This window comes from Brevundimonas sp. CURTG3B2_SDJG, from assembly GCF_057364705.1.
This window is the reverse complement of record NZ_JBNFOJ010000512.1, coordinates 1-1,067: the sequence shown is the minus strand read 5'-3', so window position 1 is coordinate 1,067 and position 1,067 is coordinate 1. Positions and strand designations below refer to the sequence as shown.

Annotated in this window: 2 protein-coding genes; both read left to right on the top strand. The window is 72.9% G+C overall.

Annotation, left to right across the window (positions count from 1 at the left end; genetic code table 11):
• A partial coding sequence (locus AC2W7C_RS18340; RefSeq protein ID WP_486002625.1) for an SPOR domain-containing protein occupies window positions 1–262 on the top strand: 262 nt, incomplete at its 5' end.
• 93 nt (window positions 263–355) lie between these two features.
• On the top strand, window positions 356–952 hold the full coding sequence (locus AC2W7C_RS18335; protein WP_486002624.1) for a sensor domain-containing diguanylate cyclase: 597 nt from the start codon (window positions 356–358) through the stop codon (window positions 950–952).
• Window positions 953–1,067: the final 115 nt, after the last annotated feature.

Below are 1,067 nucleotides of genomic sequence, written 5' to 3'. Positions count from 1 at the left end.
GTTGACGTTCTGCCCGCCCGGCCGCCGGCCCGCCTGGTCGGTCCAGGTCGGCGCCTTCCGCGACGAAGGCGTGGCCCGCGACTGGCTGACCGAAGTCAACCGCCGCTTCCGCAGCCAGTTCACGAGCGCCGAGCGCAACGTCCAGAACGCCTCGGGCTGGTACCGGTCGCGCTTCACCGGCATGACCGAGGCCGGCGCCCAGGCCGCGTGCACGGCCCTGGCCGAACGGCTCGTCACCTGCATGGTGATCCGCCCGGAATAGGGCTGGCGGGCCGGCGTTCACCATAGCCGTAAGCCATCGCTTAAGCCCCGCGGCGCACGCTCGCGGCCAAGGGGCTAGTGTGTGGAGGCGGTGATGACGCCGTCCTGGCTCCGTCGTCTGTTCGCCCGCCTGGCCGGCGGCGGCCGCGCCGAGATCGCCGATCCCGACGGGCTGCGCCTGCTGGTCGAGCAGAGCCGCGACGTGCTGTGCCGCCTGGGTCCCGATCTGTGCATCCGCTATTGCTCGCCCTCGGCCAAGACCGTCCTGGGCCTCGAACCGGAGGAGACGATCGGCCGTCGCCCCTCGTCTCTCGTCGTCGAGGCGGACCGACAGGTCCTTGTCGACGCGGCCGCGCGGGCCGTCGCCGGCGAGGACGTCGAACCGCCGATGGTGCGGGTTCTCCGCCCTGACGGCGGCCTGGTCTGGATCGAGACCAGCGCGCGCATCCTGCGCGACGCCGACGGGACCCTGAGCGAGATCGTGCTGGTGATGCGCGACGTCTCGGACCGCCATGCGCTGCGGCTGCGGCTGGAACAGGAGGCCGTCACCGACGCCCTGACCGGCCTGGCCAACCGCCGGGCCTTCGACAACGCCCTGACCCGCGAATGGTCCCGCGCCGCGCGGGAGGACGGCGAACTGTCGCTGATCCTGCTGGATCTCGACGGCTTCAAGGCCTTCAACGACCGCTAACGGCCACGCGGCGGGCGACCGACGCCCTGGCGCCGGGTCGCCCGGCGTCCATCAAGGGGGTGGTCCGCCCGGCCGGGGGACCTGGCCGTCCCGCTACGGGCGGCGAGGAGATGGC

What these genes read in the sequence shown, in the direction of transcription:
- AC2W7C_RS18335 (WP_486002624.1), top strand. Translation starts at nt 356, where the DNA reads ATGACGCCGTCCTGGCTCCGTCGTCTGTTCGCCCGCCTGGCCGGCGGC.